At 62.7% G+C, this 15,888-nt stretch carries 21 protein-coding genes; 8 read left to right on the forward strand and 13 right to left on the reverse strand.

Annotated elements, in window-relative coordinates; genetic code table 11:
• Nucleotides 1–28 precede the first annotated feature (28 nt).
• Complete coding sequence (locus tag Q0936_RS02865) at nucleotides 29–418, forward strand: RidA family protein (RefSeq protein WP_299295916.1); 390 nt, start codon at nucleotides 29–31, stop codon at nucleotides 416–418.
• Here Q0936_RS02865 and Q0936_RS02870 read toward each other — a convergent pair.
• The 3 genes from Q0936_RS02870 to hmgA all read right to left on the reverse strand — a co-directional run bounded on the left by Q0936_RS02870 (nucleotide 415) and on the right by hmgA (nucleotide 3,411).
• Complete coding sequence (locus Q0936_RS02870) at nucleotides 415–624, reverse strand: hypothetical protein (RefSeq protein WP_299138573.1); 210 nt, start codon at nucleotides 622–624, stop codon at nucleotides 415–417. The two genes, Q0936_RS02865 and Q0936_RS02870, sit on opposite strands and share 4 nt — an antisense overlap.
• An 88-nt stretch (nucleotides 625–712) precedes the next feature.
• Nucleotides 713–1,969, reverse strand: coding sequence for a fumarylacetoacetase (fahA, locus tag Q0936_RS02875; protein WP_299295919.1), 1,257 nt, complete (start codon nucleotides 1,967–1,969; stop codon nucleotides 713–715).
• 86 nt (nucleotides 1,970–2,055) lie between these two features.
• A complete protein-coding gene (gene hmgA, locus Q0936_RS02880) occupies nucleotides 2,056–3,411 on the reverse strand; it encodes a homogentisate 1,2-dioxygenase (protein WP_299295921.1) in 1,356 nt (451 codons plus the stop codon).
• Nucleotides 3,412–3,478: 67 nt separating this feature from the next.
• On the opposite strand from hmgA, the gene Q0936_RS02885 reads away from it, so the two are divergent.
• The gene (locus tag Q0936_RS02885) at nucleotides 3,479–3,916 is read left to right on the forward strand and encodes a MarR family transcriptional regulator (RefSeq protein ID WP_299295953.1); all 438 of its coding nucleotides are present in this window, start codon (nucleotides 3,479–3,481) and stop codon (nucleotides 3,914–3,916) included.
• Nucleotides 3,917–3,981: 65 nt separating this feature from the next.
• Nucleotides 3,982–4,806 (forward strand): polyhydroxybutyrate depolymerase, encoded by an 825-nt coding sequence (locus tag Q0936_RS02890; RefSeq protein ID WP_299295924.1) that lies wholly within the window; start codon nucleotides 3,982–3,984, stop codon nucleotides 4,804–4,806.
• Here the strand turns inward: Q0936_RS02890 and Q0936_RS02895 are convergent.
• A complete protein-coding gene (locus Q0936_RS02895) occupies nucleotides 4,803–5,612 on the reverse strand; it encodes a division plane positioning ATPase MipZ (protein ID WP_299138563.1) in 810 nt (269 codons plus the stop codon). The genes Q0936_RS02890 and Q0936_RS02895 overlap by 4 nt on opposite strands.
• Before the next feature lie 192 nt (nucleotides 5,613–5,804).
• On the opposite strand from Q0936_RS02895, the gene edd reads away from it, so the two are divergent.
• Nucleotides 5,805–7,616, forward strand: a complete 1,812-nt coding sequence (edd, locus tag Q0936_RS02900; protein WP_299295926.1) for a phosphogluconate dehydratase — start codon at nucleotides 5,805–5,807, stop codon at nucleotides 7,614–7,616.
• A complete protein-coding gene (eda, locus tag Q0936_RS02905; RefSeq protein ID WP_299295955.1) occupies nucleotides 7,616–8,263 on the forward strand; it encodes a bifunctional 4-hydroxy-2-oxoglutarate aldolase/2-dehydro-3-deoxy-phosphogluconate aldolase in 648 nt (215 codons plus the stop codon). Before edd ends, eda begins: the two co-directional genes overlap by 1 nt.
• Nucleotides 8,264–8,332: 69 nt before the next feature.
• Here the strand turns inward: eda and Q0936_RS02910 are convergent, their stop codons facing one another.
• The 4 genes from Q0936_RS02910 to Q0936_RS02925 form a co-directional block, all read right to left on the reverse strand.
• Nucleotides 8,333–8,725: a VOC family protein gene (locus Q0936_RS02910; RefSeq protein WP_299295928.1), complete on the reverse strand. Its 393-nt coding sequence runs from the start codon at nucleotides 8,723–8,725 to the stop codon at nucleotides 8,333–8,335.
• A 101-nt stretch (nucleotides 8,726–8,826) separates the two neighbouring features.
• Complete coding sequence (gene rpmE / locus Q0936_RS02915; RefSeq protein ID WP_299138556.1) at nucleotides 8,827–9,048, reverse strand: 50S ribosomal protein L31; 222 nt, start codon at nucleotides 9,046–9,048, stop codon at nucleotides 8,827–8,829.
• On the reverse strand, nucleotides 9,045–9,431 hold the full coding sequence (gene rplS / locus Q0936_RS02920; RefSeq protein WP_299138554.1) for a 50S ribosomal protein L19: 387 nt from the start codon (nucleotides 9,429–9,431) through the stop codon (nucleotides 9,045–9,047). Before rplS ends, rpmE begins: the two co-directional genes overlap by 4 nt.
• 406 nt (nucleotides 9,432–9,837) lie before the next feature.
• Nucleotides 9,838–10,572, reverse strand: coding sequence for a DUF6502 family protein (locus Q0936_RS02925; protein ID WP_299295931.1), 735 nt, complete (start codon nucleotides 10,570–10,572; stop codon nucleotides 9,838–9,840).
• 81 nt (nucleotides 10,573–10,653) lie between these two features.
• Here Q0936_RS02925 and Q0936_RS02930 point away from each other — a divergent pair, with 81 nt between their 5' ends.
• On the forward strand, nucleotides 10,654–11,928 hold the full coding sequence (locus Q0936_RS02930; RefSeq protein ID WP_299295933.1) for a vWA domain-containing protein: 1,275 nt from the start codon (nucleotides 10,654–10,656) through the stop codon (nucleotides 11,926–11,928).
• Here Q0936_RS02930 and trmD read toward each other — a convergent pair.
• Genes trmD through Q0936_RS02950 form a run of 4 tightly spaced genes read right to left on the reverse strand, consistent with a single transcriptional unit; the run spans nucleotide 11,925 to nucleotide 14,280 of the window.
• Complete coding sequence (trmD, locus tag Q0936_RS02935; protein WP_299295936.1) at nucleotides 11,925–12,722, reverse strand: tRNA (guanosine(37)-N1)-methyltransferase TrmD; 798 nt, start codon at nucleotides 12,720–12,722, stop codon at nucleotides 11,925–11,927. The two genes, Q0936_RS02930 and trmD, sit on opposite strands and share 4 nt — an antisense overlap.
• 57 nt (nucleotides 12,723–12,779) lie before the next feature.
• Nucleotides 12,780–13,535, reverse strand: a complete 756-nt coding sequence (locus Q0936_RS02940) for a hypothetical protein (protein WP_299295938.1) — start codon at nucleotides 13,533–13,535, stop codon at nucleotides 12,780–12,782.
• A 3-nt stretch (nucleotides 13,536–13,538) separates the two neighbouring features.
• Nucleotides 13,539–14,045 (reverse strand): ribosome maturation factor RimM, encoded by a 507-nt coding sequence (gene rimM / locus Q0936_RS02945; RefSeq protein WP_299295940.1) that lies wholly within the window; start codon nucleotides 14,043–14,045, stop codon nucleotides 13,539–13,541.
• Nucleotides 14,038–14,280: a hypothetical protein gene (locus Q0936_RS02950; protein WP_299377848.1), complete on the reverse strand. Its 243-nt coding sequence runs from the start codon at nucleotides 14,278–14,280 to the stop codon at nucleotides 14,038–14,040. Before Q0936_RS02950 ends, rimM begins: the two co-directional genes overlap by 8 nt.
• A 192-nt stretch (nucleotides 14,281–14,472) precedes the next feature.
• Between Q0936_RS02950 and Q0936_RS02955 the strand changes: the two genes are divergently transcribed.
• Both Q0936_RS02955 and Q0936_RS02960 read left to right on the forward strand, forming a co-directional pair.
• On the forward strand, nucleotides 14,473–14,934 hold the full coding sequence (locus Q0936_RS02955; RefSeq protein ID WP_299295945.1) for a GNAT family N-acetyltransferase: 462 nt from the start codon (nucleotides 14,473–14,475) through the stop codon (nucleotides 14,932–14,934).
• Nucleotides 14,935–15,073: 139 nt separating this feature from the next.
• A complete protein-coding gene (locus Q0936_RS02960; RefSeq protein WP_299295947.1) occupies nucleotides 15,074–15,391 on the forward strand; it encodes a multidrug efflux SMR transporter in 318 nt (105 codons plus the stop codon).
• 78 nt (nucleotides 15,392–15,469) lie between these two features.
• Here the strand turns inward: Q0936_RS02960 and rpsP are convergent, their stop codons facing one another.
• Nucleotides 15,470–15,868 (reverse strand): 30S ribosomal protein S16, encoded by a 399-nt coding sequence (gene rpsP / locus Q0936_RS02965; protein WP_299295949.1) that lies wholly within the window; start codon nucleotides 15,866–15,868, stop codon nucleotides 15,470–15,472.
• Nucleotides 15,869–15,888 lie beyond the last annotated feature (20 nt).

The raw sequence follows: 15,888 nt of genomic DNA on the forward strand, positions 1-15,888 counted from the left end.
TTTTGACGGCACGCGCAAGGGTGGCCGCATGAAGTCGTTAAATCCGTCCCGTATTGCACCGCCATTTGCCCGATATGCGCATGGCGTGGAAATCCCGGCAGGTCACCGGTTTGTCCGCACGTCGGGCCAATTGGGGCAACAGGCCGATGGTCAGGTGCCGGACGGGGCTGAGGCGCAAGCCCGTGTGTGTTTTGGCAATATCGACGCCATTTTGGCGCAGGCGGGCATGTCCGCGGCGGACGTGTTTCACGTCAGCGCCTTTGTCACGGATCGCGAGCACATGCTGGGGTACATGACGGCGCGGGACGCGTATGTGTCGGACCGGGTGGCGTTGCCCACGTCGACCCTGATGATTGTGTCCGGGTTCACACGCCCCGAATTTGTGGTCGAAGTCGAAGTGTGGGCGGCGGCCCCCTAGCTGTGGTCGCGCCGGATCAGCTTGCGCAGGGTCCAGACCAGTGTTCCGCCGAAAAAGAGTGTGCCGAGGCCAATCGCCTCCCATCCGCCTGGGCCTTGGGGCAGGCCACGCACCGCAAGCGCTGCACCCACCAGTGCAAGGCCCAGCAGCGAAAAGCCCAAGCGGAATTTCAGATCGCCACGGGTGGGGCCGTGCTTGTTGGTCATGCGGGTGCCGCCCCCTTGGCGCGGTTTGGGGCGCTGCCCCCGGCGCTGCGCGCCTCCCCCGAGGTATTTGAAGCGAAAGGAAAGTGCATCAGCGCGCGTAAGGTTCAGGGAGCGCGGGGAGGATGGTGCCGGTGCAGGTGCCGAACCCGACCCGGAACCCGTCGCCGTGGGCGGCGCCGGCGAGAGTGAGTGTGTCGCCGTCTTCGAGGAAGGTACGCGTGCTGCCGCAGTCGAGGGTGAGAGGTTCCTTGCCGCCCCAACTGAGTTCGAGAAGGGATCCGCGTTCGGGTTTCGTGGCCCCCGAGATCGTGCCGGAACCAAGAAGATCGCCGACATTCATTGGGCAACCCGAGGTGCTGTGATGGGCAAGCTGTTGGGCGGCGGAATAGTACATTTCGCTGTAGTTGGTCCGGGTGATGGTTGTGGCCGGTTTGCCATCCGGTGTCAGCGAGACGTCCAGCGCGATGTCGTAGAGCATGGGGCCTGTGTCTTTTAGGTGGTCCAGAATAGCGACTTCGCGGTCGGGAGTGGAGGTGCGGAACGGCTCCAACGCTGCTTTGGTCACGATCCAGGGTGAGATGGACGTGGCCGTTGCCTTGGCCTGAAATGGGCCGAGCGGCTGGTATTCCCAGGCCTGGATGTCGCGTGCCGACCAGTCATTGAGCAACACATAGCCGAAAATTGCGGCGTCCGCCTCGTCAACGCTGATTGGTCCATCCGAGGACATGCCGACGATGGCGCCCATTTCGAGTTCCATGTCAAAGCGGCGGCAGGGCAAGAAGGCGGGGCTATCATGGTCGGGTGATTTGAGCTGGCCCCAGGGGCGGCGGATGTCGGTGCCGGACACCACGACAGAGGATGCGCGCCCGTTGTAGCCGATCGGAATGTGCAGCCAATTCGGGGGCAGCGCGTTTTCGGCGCCTCGGAACATGGTGCCGACATTGGTGGCGTGGTGGCGGCCTGCGTAGAAATCGGTGAATTCGGACACGACCAACGGCATATGCAGGGTGGCATCGGACACGGGCACCAACAGCGGCTCGACCAGCGCGCGGTCCGCCGCGCCATCGGCCAGCAGGGTGGTGAGGCGGTTGCGCAGGGCGGTCCAGACGGCAGGACCCTGTTCCATCAATTCGTTCCAGAACGGAATGTCGAACAGCGGCTCGTCCGTCAGGTCGATGACGCCTTGTTCCTCGGCGGCGGCCATATCAAGGATCATGTCACCAATTGCCACGCCGCAGCGCGCCTCGTGGTTCGGCGTCGAGAAAACCCCGTATGGCAGGTTGTTGAGAGGGAAGTCGGTGTCGGCGCTGTTGGCGCTGGCGACCCAGGAGCGTTGCAGAGGCATGGGGTGTCTTTCTGGTTGCGGCGCGCAGTGCATGCGCACCCTACGGTGTCTGGGTAGGGTGTGCGTTTACCGCGCACCGCACTTGGTTACTTTTTGCCCGGTGTTCCGTCAAATTTCTTGTCGATGTCGGACCAGCAGTCGATGTAGTCGTCCTGCAGTGGCGCTTCTTGCGCGGCAAAGCGTGTCAGATGTTGGGGAAACCGGGTCTCGAACATGAACGACATGGTATTGTCCAACTTGGCCGGTTCAAGGGCTGTGTTGCTGGCCCCCTCAAAGGCTGTCTTGTCGGGGCCATGTGGCAGCATCATGTTGTGCAGCGACATGCCTCCCGGAATGAACCCTTTGGGCTTGGCATCATACAGGCCATAAATGTTGCCCATCAGCTCGGACATGATGTTCTTGTGATACCAGGGCGGGCGGAACGTATCCTCGGCCACCATCCAGCGTTCGCGGAACAGGACAAAGTCGATATTGGCCACGCCCGGCTGGCCCGACGGGGCGGTCAGCACGGTAAAGATCGACGGATCCGGGTGGTCGAACAGTACCGCCCCCACCGGGCAATAGGTGGTCAGATCGTATTTCAGCGGCGCGTAATTCCCGTGCCACGCCACCACGTCCAGCGGTGAATGCCCGATCGTCGTCTCGTGGAATTGCCCACACCACTTGATCGTCAGGGTCGACGGCGCTTCGCGGTCCTCAAACGCGGCGACGGGGGCCTTGAAATCGCGCGGGTTCGCCATGCAGTTGGCCCCAATCGGCCCGCGCCCCGGCATTTCGAACTTGGCGCCGTAGTTTTCGCAGACAAAGCCACGGCACGGCCCCTCTAGCACTTCGACCCGGTAAACCAAGCCGCGCGGCAGGATGGCGATTTCCTGTGGAGCGACGTCGATGATGCCCAGCTCGGTGCAAAAGCGCAGGCGACCTTCCTGCGGGACCACCAGCATTTCGCTGTCGGCGGAGTAGAAATAGGCGTCCTGCATCGACGCCGTGACCAGATAGATGTGGCTGGCCATGCCCACTTGGGTGTTCACGTCCCCGGCGGTCGTCATGGTGCGCATGCCGGTCAGCCACGTCAGCGCCTCGTCGCTGTGCGGCACCGGGTCCCAGCGGTATTGCCCCAGGCTTGTAACGTCCTGTGGCACATGCGGCGCCGTCTTCCAGTGGGGCAGGTCGATGCGCCCGTATCGGCCGGAATGCTTGACCGATGGCCGAATGCGGTAACACCACGTGCGCTCGGGTCGCACATCGGTAAAAGCCGTCCCGCTTAACTGTTCGCCATACAGGCCATAGTTACATTTCTGCGGAGAATTCATGCCCACAGGCAGCGCACCGGGCAACGCCTCGGTCTCAAAATCATTGCCAAAGCCGGGCATGTATCCGTCCGTGATGCCCGCGCCAGACGGGGCCTGGATCATGCTGTGCGGTGTGGTTTGACGGTTCATCTGGGACTCCCTTGCGCAGTGGTTACGTATGTAATAGTTGTTTTTGTAACTAACAAGCGACCACATGATGCCAAATGATCCCGATTTCGATGTCCGCAGCTTTCTGCCGTACCTTTTGAATCAGGCGGCAGAGGCGTCGAGCCTCGAATTTCAGAAAGTGTACAAGGACCGCTACGGGATGCTGCGCAACGAATGGCGTGTGTTGTTCCATCTGGGCATCTACACCCGCATGACCGCCAGCGAGATCGGCGAACGCGCACAGATGCACAAGACCAAGATCAGCCGGGCGGTGCAGCGATTGGCCGAACGGCGCTATCTCGTGCGCCAGCGCGATGATGGCGACCGGCGGGTTGAACACCTGGAACTGACCGCTATGGGGCGCAAGGTTTATGACGACCTGCGCCGCATTGCACAGGAATATGACGCCGCACTGGTCGAAGGCATGTCCGCGGGCGAAGTTGCACACCTCAAGGCGCAATTGGCGGCACTTGCCCGCCAGTCATGAGAACGTGACTTGCGCAGGCGCATGTCTCACCACAGTCTTTGCGCGTGTGAACAAAGGACATTGCCATGCCGCGCCGATTTCTTGCTACCCTTGCCTGTTTGATGTGGCCCACCCTTGGCCACGCCGCGGATTGCGGTGATGCCGACACGCCCTGCGAAACGGCAATCGGGGGCTATCACATGGCAACGCCGGATGTGGCAAACCCCAAGGGCGTGGTGATCCACCTGCACGGTGGCGGCGGTCGGGGCCGTGGTCTGTTGAACTCCGGTCTGGCCAAAGCGGCGCTGGCGCGTGGTTACGTCTTTGTCGCGCCCAATGGCGAGCACCCGGAAAACCGCTGGACGCGCGACTGGTCGGTCAAGGCCAAGGGCACGTCACACAATCGCGACGACAAGGCGTTTCTGCGCGAGGTGCTGGCCGATGCCCGCGCGCGCGGCGGGGTGACCAACGATACGGTTCTGCTGGCGGGTTTCTCGCGGGGCGGGTCGATGGTGTGGGACATCGCCTGCTATACGCCTGACTTTGCCACCGCCTACGCGCCGCTTGCGGGCGCGCTGTGGGACGACCTGCCCGACAACTGCACCGCGCCTGTGCGCCTGTTTCACACCCATGGCTGGAATGATCGTACTGTGCCGCTCGAAGGGCGGTCCTTTCGCGACGGCGCGGTTGTGCAGGGCGATGTCTGGGCGTCTCTCAAGATCCTGCGCGCCACCAATGGGTGCGACGCGCGCCAACCCGAACGCAACAGCTATGAGGGCGACTTGTGGTTCCGCCACTGGACCGACTGTGCCGCCGGCGAGATACAGTTGATGTTGCACAAGGGCGGCCACGGCGCGCCGCAGGGATGGTCCACCCGCGTCATGGACTGGTTTGAGAACGAAGTGTCCTAAAGGTCGACTTCGACACCCGGCAGCTTGACCGCCTTGAGCAGCTCGCGCAGTTCCTGGCGCGCAGCGACGTTCGATATGTTCAACTGTTTGACGCCAATATCGCGCAGGTCCAACAGGGTCAGCCCGCGCGGAAACAGTTCGCGAAAGATCACCCGCTCGGAAAAACCGGGTGCAATGCGGAACCCGATGCGCTGGGACAGCATCTTGATCGCGCGCTCCATCTTTTCCTTGTTGACCATGCGCTGTGCGCCCATCCGGTTGCGCACAACGATCCAGTCGATGGGCTTCAGCCCCGCCTGCGCGCGCAACTGCCGCGCGTTCCAGACCATCTCGGAATAGACCGATGGCCCGAGGATCTTTTCTCCGCTCGCGTCGATTCGCGCCAACAGATCGAAATCGACAAAGCTGTCATTGAGCGGCGTGATCAGCGTGTCCGCCAGCGAATGTGCCACCTGGCTCAGCCGCGTATGCGAACCGGGGCAATCGATCAGGATGAAATCGCTGTCCGGCTCCAGCGTCGCCACAGCGGCTGACAACCGGTGATCATAGATGTTTTCGCCCGGTTTCAGCGCACTGGCGTCAATCTCGGGCAGGTCATGCACATCAGGTGTGGGCAGGTCCAATTCGGACGACGCGATAAAGGCCTGACGGTTCTCGACATAGCGACCGAATGTGCGTTGCCGCAAATCCAGATCCAGCGCGCTGACCTTGTGACCCATCCGCGCAAGCGCAGTGGCCACGTGCATGGACACGGTCGATTTGCCCGCGCCGCCCTTTTCGTTGCCGACGACGATGATATGCGCCATTGATGTCCCCTTACCGCACGTCCGCTAGGCGATTTTCAGCACACTATATGTTGTGGTCTGCGCGTTGAAAAGCGGGCGCGCGCCTTTTCCTGCGGCACCGTGGCACGGGGGGCGCAGGCTGGTTTATGTTAGCGCTATCATTTTTGCTATGATAGAGTGCGCGCAACCTAGGAATGGAGATGGGAGAGCGAGATGCCCCTACACCCGACACTCGAACGCGTGACAGAACGCGTGATTGCCCGCAGCGAACCAACGCGCCGCCGCTATCTGGACCGTATGGCTGCCGCCAAATCGCAGGGTCCAGCGCGCGCGCACCTGTCGTGCAGCGGCCAGGCTCACGCCTTTGCCGCGGCAGGCGACGATCAGACCCGGCTGGCCGAGGCGAGCGCTGGCAATCTGGGGATCGTGACCGCCTACAATGACATGCTGTCGGCGCACCAGCCCTTCGAACGCTATCCCACGCTGATCCGCGACGCGATCCGCGCAGCGGGGGGCACGGCGCAAGTGGCAGGCGGCGTTCCTGCCATGTGTGACGGCGTGACCCAGGGCGAGGCGGGGATGGAGCTGAGCCTGTTTTCCCGTGACGTGATTGCGCTGGCCGCCGGTGTCGCGCTGTCGCACAACACCTTTGATGCCGCCGTCTATCTGGGTGTCTGTGACAAGATCGTGCCGGGGCTGATCATTGCGGCACAATCCTTTGGCCACATGCCCGCCGTCTTCCTGCCCGCGGGTCCAATGACCAGCGGCCTGCCCAATGATGAAAAGGCCAAGGTCCGCCAGCGTTTCGCCGCAGGCGAGGCCACACGCGCCGAACTGCTCAAGGCCGAAATGGCCGCCTATCACGGGCCGGGCACCTGCACGTTCTACGGCACCGCGAACACCAACCAGATGCTGATGGAATTCATGGGGCTGCACCTGCCCGGATCGTCTTTCGTCAACCCCAACACCGACCTGCGTGACGCCCTGACGGTCGAGGGGGCGAAACGCGCCCTGTCGCTGTCGGCGCTGGGCAACCACTACACGCCCGTGTGCAACATTCTGGATGAAAAGGCGTTCGTGAACGGGATTGTCGGGCTGAACGCAACTGGTGGCTCTACTAACCTGCTGATCCACCTCATTGCCATGGCGCGGGCGGGGGGCATCGTGCTCGATTGGGAGGATTTCGCCGACCTGTCAGAGGTGACGCCGCTGCTGGCGCGGGTCTATCCCAACGGGCTTGCGGATGTGAACCAGTTCCACGCCGCTGGTGGCTTGGGATTTATGATCGGGCAACTTTTGTCGTCGGGCCTGCTGCACGAGGATACGCAGACCGTCGCGGGCGAGGGGCTGGAGAACTATACCCACGAGCCCAAACTGACCGACGGCGTGCTGGGCTGGACACCGGGCACCAAGGACAGTCTGAACGAAGGCATCCTGCGCCCCGCAACGGACCCGTTCCAGGAAACCGGCGGGCTGAGCCGCTTGGAAGGCACACTTGGCACGGGTGTGATGAAAGTCTCCGCCGTGGCCCCCGAACACCGCATTGTCGAAGCACCCGCGCGGGTGTTCCACGATCAGGAGGCGGTGAAGGCAGCATTCAAGGCCGGTGAGTTCACTGGCGACGTGATCATTGTGGTGCGGTTCCAGGGTCCAAAGGCCAACGGCATGCCCGAATTGCACAGCCTGACGCCGCTGCTGGGGATTTTGCAGGGACGGGGGCAAAAAGTGGCGCTGGTCACCGATGGCCGCATGTCGGGTGCGTCTGGCAAGGTTCCTTCGGCGATCCACGTCTGCCCCGAAGCGCTGGACGGCGGCCCGATCGGTCAGGTGCAGGATGGTGACATCATTCGTATCGATGCTGAGGCGGGCGTCCTTGAGGTTCTCACCGAAGGTGTGCTTCAAAGGCCGCACGCCACGGCGGATCTGTCCGCGAACCAGTGGGGTGTGGGCCGCGACATGTTCACGGCCTTCCGCAACACCGTGGGATCCGCCAATACCGGCGCAACCGTATTTGGAGACTTTTGATTATGCTGACTGCCAAGGCCGCATCCGTTCGGGCCCGCGAAATCTGTGAACTGGCACCAATTGTGCCTGTGTTGGTGGTCGATGACGTCGCACATGCGCGCCCATTGGCCGAGGCTCTGGTGGCTGGCGGCTTGCCCGCGCTCGAGGTGACATTGCGCACGCCAGCAGCACTGGATGTGATCGCTGCGATGGCGCAAGTCGAAGGCGGTGTTGTCGGGGCGGGGACGTTGGTGACACCCGATGATGTGAAAGCGGCCAAGGCGGCGGGTGCGCATTTCGGCGTGTCGCCTGGGGCGACGGACGCATTGATCGCCGCTTGTGCGGCTGAAGAGTTGCCGTTGTTGCCTGGCGCTGCGACGGCGTCCGAGGCGATGGCGCTGCTCGAGAAGGGATTTGACATGCTCAAGTTCTTTCCTGCCGAAGCATCGGGTGGCGCACCTGCACTGAAAGCCATTGGCGCGCCGCTGCCGCAGATTTCATTCTGCCCGACGGGTGGCGTCAGCCCCGGCAATGCCGACGGCTATTTGAGCCTGCCCAACGTGGTGTGCGCCGGGGGCAGTTGGGTCGCGCCCAAGGACAGGGTCACTGCGGGCGATTGGGCCGGGATCGAGGCACTGGCGCGCGACGCGGCTGCGTTGCCGCGTTAAGGCGTCGTCGGGCGGCTCTGTTTGCTGACGCAAAGGCGCCCGCCCGCCGACCCACGGTTGGCGCGTTAATCATTTTGGCTGTATCGGGGCATGTGGGCTGTGGCACACCGCTTCTATGTTGTGCCCGTCTGGATCCAGAACAAAGGCGGCGTAGTAGTCCGAGTGAAAGTGCGGGCGCAGGCCTGGCGCCCCATTGTCCATTCCGCCTGCTGTGAGGGCTGCTGCGTGAAAACCGTCGACGCTTGCCCGGTTCGGTGCGCGCAATGCGACATGCAGGAGACCGGTGGTGGGACGTTCCGCAACCAGCCAAAGCCACGGCTGCGTGTCACCATAGCCTGCGATGTCCACCCCGTCTTCGGTCATGGTGATCAGGCGGCTGACCCCGAGCGGCGCACAGGCCGGATCGTAAAACGCGGTGGATCGCGCAAAGTTTGCGACACCTATGGTGATGTGGTCGATCATGGGTACCTCCCGCCATCATTCTGTCAGGCTGAACATCAATGTCCCACAAAAAAAGCCGCCCCGTTTTGGGACGGCTTTGGGCTGTGATGCGCGTGGCTGGCTCAGAAGCCCAGGCCTGCGTACTTGTTCTTGAATTTGGATACGCGGCCACCGGTGTCCATCAGGCGCGAAGAGCCGCCTGTCCATGCCGGGTGCACGGAGGGATCGATGTCCAGAGCCAGCTGGTCGCCTTCGGCGCCCCAGGTCGACTTCATTTGCACCACTGTGCCATCGGTCATTTTGACGTCGATGATGTGGTAGTCGGGATGCGTATCGGCCTTCATGCCTTGGCTCCTTCGGACTTGGGTTTGTAGTTTGTAACCTCTGCGATACGGGCGGATTTGCCGCGACGCGAACGGAGGTAGTACAGCTTGGCGCGGCGTACGCGGCCGCGGCGCACGACGGTAATGCTGTCGATGTTGGTCGAATAGAGGGGGAACACACGCTCCACGCCCTCACCAAAGGAGATCTTGCGCACGGTGAACGAACCGGCAATGCCGTGGCCGTTGTTGCGTGCGATGCAGACGCCTTCGTAATTCTGCACCCGTGTGCGGGTGCCTTCAGTCACTTTAAAGCCGACACGGATGGTGTCACCGGCTTTGAAATCGGGGATATCTGCCCCGAGGGCGGCGATTTGCTCCGCCTCCAATTGTGCGATCAGGTCCATTGACCATCTCCTCTTGATGCTCGTGGTTTTTCCACGAAGGTTTGTCGCGCCTCAGAGCTCTTGGTCTTCACCGGGTCCACCGCAGTGCCCGCCAGAGATCAGGTCATCATTTCCTTGTCGTGCTGCCCCTTGCCCTGCCTGCTGCACCGAAGAAGGTGCCACAGCACAAAGGGTCCGATCGGAAATACCCGAGTCGGAATGGGCGGTGTATAGGCAAAGCCGACAGGTGGATCAAGGGACTAGTCGACGGGGCATCCCGTGCCGCCAATCCCGTCACCGTCGCCGGTCACACATGGCTCAACGCGCTCTTCAGAGAGGATCGCTTCTTCTAAGATTGGTTCGGCTGGCGGTGGCGCAGGTGTGCATGCAATGGCGAAAAGCAGACACACGAGTGCAGCAATAAATCTCATTTCATATCCTTGGATCTGAAGAAGAATGCACCGGCGCGGAACCTGCCATGTGCTTTGGTGTTCTGTGATTTCATCTTGGCGGCCTCGATAGAAAGGTCGTGAAACAGGGCCATTTGGCGTTCGGCATGTATCTCCTGCAACAGCTCGATCTGCGCATCGGTCAGATCGGTGTAATGAACAGCGCGTTCGAAATGAGGCGGGGTGGTGCCCAGGACGTTATCCGTGGCCGCTGCAATGTGATCGCCAAGGTTGTGGGCGAAGTACCGCACCTGATCTTCGGACCCGGCTAGCGGTTGATAGGACGCCTGTTGCAACGCGACCGTGTCGCCCGAGATCGAGACGGTGCCCGCCGCGCTTAACGTGTCCAGAACGGTGCGCGGATGAACATCGCGGGAAATGGTCTGGGCCAATGCCTCGAAAGAGGGGGCAGGGCCGGTACGCGGGATCGGCTTGCCCCCATAGTCCGGGTCGGTCTGCCAGCGCGCCACCACGGCAGACAGAGCATTGCCACGCTCGGATCGCGGCGGCGCTGCACGCAGCCGCGCAACATCGCGCCGCTGCAGCCCGGTCATGACCGACAACCTGCTGTCCGTCACCTTGCCGTCCGTATGATCCACGGCTGCCGCCACATAATGCCCCTTCAGACGTTCAACGAGGTCAGGGAATCGCACGCCTTGCGCGACCAGCAGTCGGGCCAGCGGCGCAAGCAGGGCATCAAGCAGGGTTATCATAATGTGCAAAATACACATTTATCTTGACGGCGCCAGTTGATTCAAAATATGTGCAAAATACACATTTTCTGGAGTCTCATCATGATTATACCCAAGCGACTGATTTGCGTGCTCTTTGCGGGGGCATGTGTTGCGGCCTGCGCGCCGGGGGGCGGTGGGGTTGTTGAACCGATTATCGAAGCACCCGTCATTGCTCAGGAAAGCGCTGTACCGATCACCGCGCCGCGTCCCAATTCATCCGTGGCCCGCGCACCCCAACGGCGCTCTTTGCCGCCATCCGGCGTTTTGACAGCGGGCGACATCGATGACGGCCTGAACCTCTCCGCGCTCATGCGATACCAGACCCGCGCCGCGCGGCACCTGAAATGGCAGCGCATGAACCTGTCCAAACCCGTGCTGGCGCAATTGGTGGGCCCGACGGGTACGCCCGCCCCCGGTGTTCGGTTCACTTTGCGCCACCCCGGCGCAACAGACCCGTTTCACGATGGGTATTCCGGCGTTGATGGCATGATCACCGCCTTCCCTGCGGTGGTGGATGCGCGCCGGTCCGACAGAATTGAACTGCGCGCGTTTCCCTCGGACGACGGCCCTGCCACACAGGCGACCCTGCGCACGAACGGCAGGCGAACTACCGTCGCCTTGGACACGGATCATGCGTGGCAGCCGCAATTCGTCGACCTTGTCTTTGTGGTGGATACGACGGGCAGCATGACGGACGAAATCGAATGGCTGATTTCGGATTTGGGGGCGATTGTGAAAGCGACGGCCAAGGGAGTCGACCTGCGGCTGGGCCTCGTCACCTACAAATCGCGGGGCGACGTGTACACGGTGCGCGACTACGGCTTTGCCAAAAACAGGTCCCAGTTCCAACGGTGGTTGCAGCGCGAGCTGCCCACAAGTGGCGGCGGTGGCTATCCCGAAGCCATGGCGCAATCGCTTGAGACAGCGGTTGCCCTGCCTTGGCGCCGGGGCCGGGGGGAACGTTTGATCATCCAGATCGGGGACGAGCCGCCACATCGCGATCAGGTGGGCGTCTATTACACGGCAGTTCAAAACGCTGCTGTCAAAGGGGTGCAGGTCTTTGGTCTGGCCGCCAGCGGCGCCGAGGCAAAGGTTGAATTCCTGATGCGCCAGGGCGCTGTCGCGACAGGTGGGCGATATATGTTCCTCACCGATGACAGCGGCGTGGGCAACGCGCACGCAGAACCAACGGTGTCCTGCTACCGCGTCACGTCGTTGACCAACCTGATGACGCGAGTTTTGCGCAGCGAATTGACCGGGCGCCGGATCGAAGCCGCTCCAAATGCGGTCAAACGCAGCGTTGGCAGTTACGCGGGCGGCGTGTGCCGCAGTTAAAGACTGTCGGTGCTTTGTGCGGCGGCCCACAAATCGGGCCGCCGTTCCTTGGTCAAATGCTCTGACATCTGCTGCCGCCACGCGGCGATCTTGCCGTGATTGCCGGACATCAGCACCTCGGGGATATCGCGCCCCTCCCACGTGGCGGGGCGGGTGTATTGCGGATGCTCCAGCAAGCCGTTCGAATGGCTTTCCTCCACCGCACTTTCCGCATTGCCCAACACGCCGGGCAACAGGCGCACGGTGGCGTCCAGCATCGCTTGCGCTGCAATCTCGCCGCCGGTCATCACGAAATCACCCAGCGACACCTCGGTCACGCCCCAGTGTTCCAGCACCCGTTCGTCCACGCCCTCGAACCGACCGCACAGCATCGTCACCCCGTCACAGCGCGCCAGATCCCGCGCCATGGTTTGATCAAACGGCTGTCCCCGCGGGGACATGTACAGGATGGGCCAGCGTCCACGGGCATTTGCCTGCGCTTCGGCGAGGGCTGCGCTTACCACATCGGCGCGCAACACCATGCCCGCGCCACCGCCCGCAGGCGTGTCATCGACGTTGCGGTGCTTGCCTACGCCATGGGTGCGCAGGTCGTGGGTGTGCAGCTGCCATTTGCCGTCCTGCAAGGCCTTGCCGGTCAGCGACGCACCCAGCACGCCAGGGAAGGTCTCGGGAAACAGCGTCACGATGCGCGCCTGCCAGACGCCCACCAGATCGGGCGCTTCGTCCATCAGCGACGAGGGCCGCAGAGTGGGCCGGATCGCCTTGCGGCCGTGGGATTTCGAAGGTCCGGTCATGTCACATCACTCACGCGGGGGTCTGGGGCGACTTATGGGCGCAAGGCCCCTGCGGTTTCAAGCCTTGGCCTGCATCGCGGCTTTGCGGGCGGCACGGGCGTCATCGTCTGACAGGTCCGACCGGTTGATCTCCAACAGGGCCGCGCGCAGGCTGTCCGGCTCGCCCCGGTTGCGATGCGGCATGGCGGGCCACAGGTCCTCTGGCACGCCCGCCAGCGCGAGGATCCGGCCAAAGGGCGCGTCTTCGAGCGGGAACCGGTGCACAGGCACCCCCGGCAACGCAGCGGCAACTGCGTCGATAATCCCGTCCAGATCAGCAGACCCGGCATAATCGCGCACATAGTCCTCTTGCGCCTGCGTGATCCGTGTCGCGCGCAGATGCTGCATGTGACAACTGGCCAGCCACGGGCCAGCCTCACGGGTGGTGAACACCAGATCGATCGCAACATCCCCCAGCACCGCGCGCCACGCCTCGACCATCGCCGCCATCAGCTTGGGCGTGGCGTCATAGGTCTGGAGGCCGCGCCGACCCGGCATGTGACCGCTCAGGTCTTCGGAACTGAGCAGCAGCGTGCCGTCCTGCTCCGCCCAAGCACTCGCCAGCTCTGCGGCCTCGTATTGCACCAGCCCCAGGTCCAGCGCGCTGCGGCTGACGGAATAGGCGCGCGCCGCCTCGCACAGACCGACAATCGCAGGGCGCAGGCCGACGCGGGTATGGGGCCGCAACTGCGCACGATGCGCTTTCAGCGCCTTCTGGATCGAGGTCGTGCCGGTCTTGTGAAAGCCCGCATGGACGATCAGCCGCTGCACCATCGCTCAGAACAGGCCGTCGGGCGGGTCCGCCACGATGCGACCCGAACCCAGATCGACGGTGGGCACCGCGGCCTGCGTGAACGGCAGCAACACAGTGGCCGTCGCGCCGGGCTGATGCACCTCCAGCAGATCGCTGGCGCCGTGGTTCTGCACCGACTTCACCCGGCCCAGCGACGTGCCGCCAGTGTCGAACACCTCAAGCCCCACCAGATCAGAGTAATAGTATTCGTCATCCGGCAACGTGGGCAGTTGCGCGCGCTGCGCAAATAGCTGCGTGCCTTTGAGCGCATCCGCTTGCTCTTTGGTCGAGACCTCGGCGATGCGGGCCACAAACCCGTTCTTCATCGGGCGGATCAAAGCCAGCGCAAAGCTGCGTTTGCCGTCCTCTGTTGTGAGCGGGCTATAGGTTTCGATGTCGTCGGGCTGGGCGCAAAAGGACTTAATCCGCACCTCGCCCTGAACCCCGTAGGCGCCGCTGATGGCCCCGACACAGATCAACTCTTCACTCATTCCAGCATATCCCGTCTCGCATCACGCCGCCCGACCCCGCACAGGCATCCGCCGCCTGGCTGCGTTCGAACAGCAGGCCGCCGACGAAGGCGACGCAGATCAGAATGGCAGTGCGGATCAGTCCGAACATAGGCACCTGTATGGGCTGGTGGCGGGTCGATGCATTTGGGACACCCGGTGGGTATTTGTCCAGAGCAGCCTTGCCCGAGACCGCATTGACGGCCAAACTCGCCACAACCGCGCCCCAAGGTGCGGAACGGAGATTTTATGTCGGTATAAATGGGCACATGCCCCGTGGCCCCACGATGGGTGCCGCATTCAGGGATACACACAGGTCGCGACGCGACCCCTGTAGCTGTGCCTCGATTTTAAGGCGCCCGTTGCTGGCGCTTTCATCCAAAACCGAAAAATATCAAAAGGATGGCCAATGCCAGACCTCTTTCAAACACGCGCCCCTCGCGCGACTGACATCCCCACCCTCGCCGCCATTGCGGACGCTACACTGTTTCCCGGCAGCCTGCTGAGGGACATGATGGCACCGGCCTTGGCCGGAGAGGGCGACGACCTGTGGCGCGTGGTGACACGTGACGACATCCCGGTCGGGTTCGCCTTTGCTCAGCCGGAGGCGATGACCGACCGCACGTGGAACCTGCGGGCGATTGCGACACATCCCGATCTACGTGGCGCAGGGGCCGGCACAGCGCTTATCCGCGCTGTCGAAGCCGCGCTGCACGAGGCCAGATTGCTGGTGATCGATACCACGCAATTGCCGGATCAGGCGCGGGCGCGCCGGTTCTACGTCGCGCGCGGATGGCGTCAGGTCGGGACAATCCCCGACTTCTTTGGCGCAGGCGAAGACAAGGTGACCTTTGTCAAAGCCTTGATCTAGTTGCACAAAGGCATGGGCGGGACGGCAACCCGCCCATGCCACTTGTAAGACATGGGCGTAGGGCACGTTTTGGCCCTTGCCTGTGACAGTGATCGGTTTAGATTTTGAACCAAATGGTTCCAAATTGAGAGGCGGCGAAGTGGCGTGGTTCTATCTGGCTCTGGCAGCCGTGTTCGAAGTGATCTTTGCGATGAGCATGAAATACGCGGATGGGTTCACCAATCTGCGGGCCAGCATCGTGACGGTGGTGGCGGTGATTGCTGGCATCGGCTTTTTGACCATGGCGCTGCGCGACCTGCCAGTCAGCGTGGCCTATCCGATCTGGACGGCAGTGGGGACACTGGGCACCGTTGCGCTGGGATACGCGTTTTTGGGCGAGGCTTTGACGCCGCTCAAAGTGATTTCGGCCCTCGCGATTGTTGCGGGTGTGGCCGGGTTGAAGATTTCTGCGGGGTGAAATGAAACGCCCGCCGCGGTCGTGGACCGGACGGGCGTCTCGTGATCGTGGCCGGGCGGATGGCCCGGTTGCGCGGCCTTACTCTGCGGCGGCTTCTTCGACAGCGTCCTCGGCAGGTGCGGCTGCGGCTTCGGCGGCCTCTGCTGCCTTGGCGGCTTTCTCTTCGGCACGTTCCTTGGCCTTGGCGCCGGGCTCACCTTTTTTCAGGTTCGCGCGCTCTTTCTTGGGCAGAACGCCCGCGGCTTCGAGCATACGGGAAATCCGGTCGGTGGGCTGTGCGCCCTCACCCAGCCAGTACTGGACGCGCTCCATGTTCATTTTCACGCGCTCTTCGCTGTCTTTGGGCAGGAGCGGGTTATATGTGCCCAGTTTCTCGATGTAGCGGCCGTCGCGGGGCATGCGGCTGTCGGCTGCGACGATGCGATAGAAGGGGCGCTTTTTCGAGCCGCCGCGGGCGAGACGAATTTTCATAGCCATGGTGTATTTCCTTTTGGTTT

Source organism: uncultured Tateyamaria sp. (genome assembly GCF_947488715.1).
GTDB lineage: Bacteria > Pseudomonadota > Alphaproteobacteria > Rhodobacterales > Rhodobacteraceae > Tateyamaria.